At 34.3% G+C, this 5,922-nt stretch carries 3 protein-coding genes and 1 pseudogene; 2 read left to right on the top strand and 2 right to left on the bottom strand.

Features of this window, described 5'->3' with window-relative positions; genetic code table 11:
* Window positions 1-740 precede the first annotated feature (740 nt).
* Both F6K13_RS14900 and F6K13_RS14895 read left to right on the top strand, forming a co-directional pair.
* A complete protein-coding gene (locus F6K13_RS14900; RefSeq protein ID WP_287240739.1) occupies window positions 741-2,498 on the top strand; it encodes a peroxidase family protein in 1,758 nt (585 codons plus the stop codon).
* A gap of 539 nt (window positions 2,499-3,037) precedes the next feature.
* Window positions 3,038-3,943, top strand: a complete 906-nt coding sequence (locus tag F6K13_RS14895) for a hypothetical protein (RefSeq protein WP_287287746.1) — start codon at window positions 3,038-3,040, stop codon at window positions 3,941-3,943.
* Window positions 3,944-4,053: 110 nt separating this feature from the next.
* Here the strand turns inward: F6K13_RS14895 and F6K13_RS14890 are convergent, their stop codons facing one another.
* Together F6K13_RS14890 and F6K13_RS14885 are read right to left on the bottom strand one after the other, a co-directional pair.
* A complete protein-coding gene (locus F6K13_RS14890; RefSeq protein ID WP_287287744.1) occupies window positions 4,054-4,485 on the bottom strand; it encodes a hypothetical protein in 432 nt (143 codons plus the stop codon).
* A 347-nt stretch (window positions 4,486-4,832) separates the two neighbouring features.
* Window positions 4,833-5,798: pseudogene (locus tag F6K13_RS14885) on the bottom strand (prolyl oligopeptidase family protein); the annotation flags it as partial.
* Window positions 5,799-5,922: the final 124 nt, after the last annotated feature.

Here is a 5,922-nt window from a genome sequence, read left to right as displayed (position 1 = left end):
TGCATTGTAATTATTTCGGTAACAGTATAGTTTGCATCTGAGCCACCATTCATCATTACTATACATAACATACATAACTAAAAGGAGTAGGTAGTGGTGTATTTTCATTAATTAATAATTAATAATTACCTCTTCTTATAAAAAAGAGGATTGGCTAAGAGCTGATTTATAAAGTAAATATTAAGAGGCTGAATTTCTTACAGGAAAAAGGTTTTACCGATTGTCGGCCAGTAAAGTAGAAATTTATGAGACCTAGATAGCATAAGAGTTTTCCTGCGGAATGCTGCGCAAACAGCTCAGTTAATAAATCAGCTCTTAGCCAATCCTCTTTTTTATAAGAAGAGGTAATTATTAATTATTAATTGTTGAAAATACACCACTACCTACTCCTTTTAGTTATGTATGTTATGTATAGTAATGATGAATGGTGGCTGAGATGCAAACTATACTGTTACCGAAATAATTACAATGCACCACTACTAAATTTTAATCTTAATAAAAATTAACTCTAAGAGGGATATATTAAACACAAATCAATTAATTTATCATACAATGCTAAATGAAGTTAAAGTCACATTTAGCTCGGGAATCTTCACATAAGTTAATCAAAAAATAACACTAGGCAATTACTGTACTTAATAGTTATATTGTAAAGGAGTTAAAATATAATTTTAACCCACCCTTGACGCTTACTCTAGACTCAAGTCCTCAAAATATAACTGTTATAAAAGGAGAACTTTATGAAGTGGCCTTGGTATAAATTTCCTACTCCCATTGCATTGTTAAAATTACTTGGATTTCGGAACAAATTAAGAGAAGAAAACCTTCATAATACGGCACAATTACCTACTCAAGATGATACCGAGTTACCTTTACCTCTACCTGACGATCGCCATTTAGTTGTGCGTACTGCTGATGGTAGTTTTAATGACTTGGAAGACCCCAAAATGGGTATGGCGGGTACCCGCTTTGGGCGTAATTTTCCACTTAAGAATGTTTATCCTAATGAAGAGAATTTACTTAATCCTAACCCTCGTATTATTAGTCGAAAGTTATTGACGCGAGAGGAATTTGTACCAGCGACTACCCTAAATCTATTAGCTGCTGCTTGGATTCAATTTCAAACCCATGACTGGTTTTCCCATGGAGATAACCAACAGGATAATAAGTTTCAAATTCCCCTGGAAGAAGGCGATCCTTGGCCTGAAGAATATCGACCTTTGGAAATTAAAAAAACTTTATCAGATACAACTCGTAGCGATGATAATACCCAAGGTCCTCCTACTTATATTAATAAAGTTACTCATTGGTGGGATGCTTCTCAAATTTATGGTAGCGATCGCGAAACAATAGATAAGTTACGCTCCCATGTAGACGGCAAAATGTTAATTGAGGATGATGGTTTATTACCTATTAATTCTGAAAATGGTATCGATCTAGTAGGTTTTGACGATAATTGGTGGATTGGACTGAGTATGCTCCACACTATATTTGTCAAAGAACATAACACAATTTGCGACCATCTTAAACAAAAGTATCCTGCATGGACAGATGAAGACCTATTTGACCATGCTCGTTTGATTAATGCTGCTTTACTAGCAAAAATTCACACTGTAGAATGGACTCCGGGAATTCTAGGACTTCCTGCTTTACAAATAGCTATGGATGCTAACTGGTGGGGTTTATTGGGTCAACATTTCAAGAAGATTTTTGGCCGTGTGGGAGATAGCGAACTGCTGAGTGGTATTATTGGTTCTTCTACTGACCATCATACAGCTCCCTACTATTTAACTGAAGAATTTGTCTCTGTGTATCGAATGCACCCATTAATGCCAGATGAATTTGAATTTTATTCGGTTAAAAACGGGAATTTATTACAAAAGAATAATTTATTTGAAGTTGCTGGTAATCGTACTAGAAATCTTTTAGAAAATTTAGAAATGTCGGATTTATTTTACTCATTTGGTATTAGTTATCCAGGAGCGATTACTCTATATAATTATCCGAGTTTTCTCCAGCAACTTGTAAGAGATAATGGTGAAGTTTTTGATTTAGCTGCTGTAGATATTTTGCGAGACCGGGAGCGGGGTGTTCCTCGTTATAATGATTTTAGAGAATTAATTGGTCGTGGACGAGTAAAATCTTTTGAAGAGATTACTGATAATGAAAAATGGGTGAAAGAATTACGAGAAGTTTATCAGAATAATATTGATAGTGTAGATTTAATGGTGGGTATGTTTGCGGAAAATCCTCCCACGGGATTTGGTTTTAGTGATACTGCTTTTCGTGTGTTTATTCTTATGGCGTCTCGAAGGTTGAAAAGCGATCGTTTCTTTACTGAAGATTATCGAGCTGAAATTTATACCCAATTTGGTTTAGATTGGATTGATAATAACAGTATGTTGACTGTTTTGCGTCGGCATTATCCGAGTTTAAGTCTGGCTTTATTTAGTGTGGAAAATGCTTTTGCACCTTGGCGAAAGGTGGGGTTTCAATAATTAATAATTAATAATTAATAATTAACAATTACCTCTCCTTGAAAAGAAGAGGATTGACTCAAAGGAAATTTTTTTCTTATTTCTCCTTTAAAGGAGAGGCTTTAAACCTTAATTATTCGGTAATAACGAAGTTAGAAGTCAGAAGCTATAAGGGTTATCATTTTAGTTAAACACACAACTTTCTAGATGTTTTAAATGCACAACAGTTTACTATTTCTTAAAAGTCTTGCTACATATTCTTGAGAATAGAGAGCAAGGAGTAGGAAGTAGGGTTTCACCGAATAAGATATTTTTGCTTAATGCCTAGAAAAAATTCTTGACGCTTACTTATTACTTAATATTTGACTTGGGTGTATCTCAATATTTGCAAAAATACTTTTTTCTTATTCCCTGTTCCCTATTCCCTGTTCCCTGTTCCCTAAAAGCGATAAATTTTTGGCTTTATTCAAAATTGAGATGTACTCTTTAACTTTTAACTTCCGCGTAGCGACACTAGCTATTAGAAAAGCAAGAAAACCTATATTTAGGAAAGATAAAAAATGTTAGATATTATCAGCTTTAATCCATTTCGAGTGAAAATTCCATTTTTACTAGACATCATTATAGTTTCTGATTCAGAGCAAATAAAGAAAATTGAAACTTCAGGAGATGTAGACCGTTTACATACATACGATACTGCTTCCTTACCTTGGTGGGCAAAAATTTATTTTAGAGCTACTAAATTTCACGATCAAGAGCGTGACTTATGGTTTTGTCCTTTCGAGTCAATTTCTAATCCTACCTATCAACAAAGAAGAGCATATCTTGAGGAAAAAGTGGCAACAAGTTATAGTGAAGCAGATGTCAAAAGAATTGCTGAACTTTTAAATAAAGATACAGAAGATGAAGTTCTTGCTTATGAAATGGTGCAAATAGTTAATCAAAGATTTTTTGATCAAGAAATTCCTCTACCTATTACTAAAACTGCCAAAAATACAGTACAAAGTTTAGGCGAAGCTATCTTGCCGTGGAAATATATAGCTGGTAGAAAAGCACAGAATCAACTGATGAATTACTGTGCAAAAAATCTTCCCAATGATGTTCATATTTTAGATGTCGGACATAATATTGGGGAGGTTGTGCAAGCAACAACAGGTGGATTAAGAACGTTAAAAAATAACCTAGATAAATCAGTAGAAGAAATTTTTACATCTAATCCTTTGACTCCTCAAGCACCACGAATAGCTGTGAAGGAATCAAATTTTGATGGGTTATTATCATCTCCTACAATTCCAGGAAAAACAGTTTTCATGTTTCAAATTGGAAAAGCTGCTATTGAAACCCAGGATATAAATTTTACTTTTAGCACTGGAACTTCAGAAAGAGTTTGTGTATTTAAAGATTTTTTTCTGGAATTTATGAAGGATTTACAACAAGAGTTGCGTCAGACAAAATCTCAAAGTTAGGATTAGGGTATTAGTAGTTAGTAGATATTGCAAAAAAAAATATTAATGGGTTGAGTTACTGAAAAAAAATTAAATACTAGGGATTGATTTGGAATTTATTTGGCTTTGTACTAAAACTCTAGAACAAAGTTAAGAACTCGATATTTTTCCCAGTAAGCATTTCCTAGATAAATATTTGGTGCAACTTCTCTAATTTCATCCCTAATTTTTTGAGCAATAAAAGATGTTTGAGAATAGTCAAGAATGATAGACTCTCCCTCATCAAGCCAGCTTTTTCCCAAATAAACTTCTGCTTTAACTAATTCTATATTTAGAGGAGTTATTTTATTGAGTAAATAACCTTTTTCTCGATAAAATATTTTACCTTGCCAAGCTAGAAATTTAATAATTGAGGAAACATTCTGAGAAAAAGAAGTACCAGGAGCAAATATTACTGTGCCTTTACTTTCACCATCAGGAATAATACCTGCATGGCTATTTTTGTAAAGTTCATCTAGCTCAGGCTGTAGCATATTCTGTAAGTCATTAACTGTAATTGTCATTTTTCTAAATTTTTAACTTCCAATAATAATCATAACTTAAGGTAGTTTATAGCTGGCTAATCTAATCGTTAATTATCCTTCTTTGGTATATTGTTGAATTTCTCGAAAAAGTAATGTTCAACAGGTTGTTTCTGTTGAAGATTTTTGGGGAGGAATATTTGCTGGATTTTTAGTTGGTTATACCGGAGAATAATTTATCAAATCATTATTGGAGTTGTGATTAACTCACAACTTACAGCACTTTTTAGGAAGCGTGAGGTACAGTTTTAAAATTAATCTTTTTTTCCCTACTCCCTACTCCCTAAAGTCCTAAAATTTTGACCTCATCAACTCCAAAACTGCTGTAATTAATTACTAAAATTTTCTGGCAATTCTATCTCAAAGTTTCTGAGCAAAAAAGCAAATTCGTCTGTAATTTCTTCAATAATTTTCGTAGTAGGTTTTCCTGCTCCATGACCTGCTTTAGTTTCAATTCTAATTAATACTGGATTATCTCCAACATGAGCTGCTTGTAAAGCAGAAATAAACTTAAAACTATGAGCTGGAACAACTCGGTCATCATGGTCAGCAGTAGTAACTAAAGTTGCCGGATAAGATATTTCTGGCTTTAAATTATGTAGGGGAGAATAAGCATATAAAGCTTTAAATTCTTCTGGATTATCTGGAGAACCATAATCATCTACCCACGCCCAACCAATAGTAAATTTAGGGAAACGTAACATATCCATTACTCCCACTGCAGGTAAAGCTGCACCAAATAATTCTGGTCTTTGAGTCATACAAGCACCTACCAATAAACCACCATTACTTGCACCAGTAATAGCTAACTTTTTCGATGAAGTCCACTTGTTTTTAATCAACCATTCAGCAGCACTAATAAAATCATCAAATACATTTTGTTTCTGTTGTTTTATTCCTGCTTTATGCCACTCTTCACCATATTCTTCACCTCCACGAATATTGGCTATTGCATATACGCCACCCATCTCTAACCAAACTAATCTACTAATAGAAAAGTTGGGAGTCAGAGAAATATTAAATCCTCCATATCCATAAAGAATAGTTGGGCTATTGCCATCTAGCTTTACACCTTTTTTATGAGTAATAAACATGGGGATACTTGTACCATCCTTACTACTATAAAAAATTTGCTTGGTTTCAAATTCATCAGGATTAAAATCTACAGTTGGTTGGCGATAAATTTTACTTTCACCACTCACCATATTGTACTGATAAATAGTTGAGGGAGTTGTGAAACTAACATAACTATAAAATGTGGTTGTATCGTAACGTTTACCATAAAAACCACCTTGCGGGGCCACCCGGGGTGGCCCCGCACCAACCAGCACACCGGACCACTACATCGAGGAGCGAGATCGGACCATGACACGAGTCGCCATCATCGGCGCCGGCCCTTGCGGCCTGGCCCAGCTGCAG

It is taken from the genome of Okeania sp. SIO2B9, assembly GCF_010672505.1.
Classification (GTDB): domain Bacteria; phylum Cyanobacteriota; class Cyanobacteriia; order Cyanobacteriales; family Microcoleaceae; genus Okeania; species Okeania hirsuta.
The sequence above is the reverse complement of the archived record's forward strand: the minus strand, read 5'-3'. Positions and strand labels throughout refer to the sequence as shown.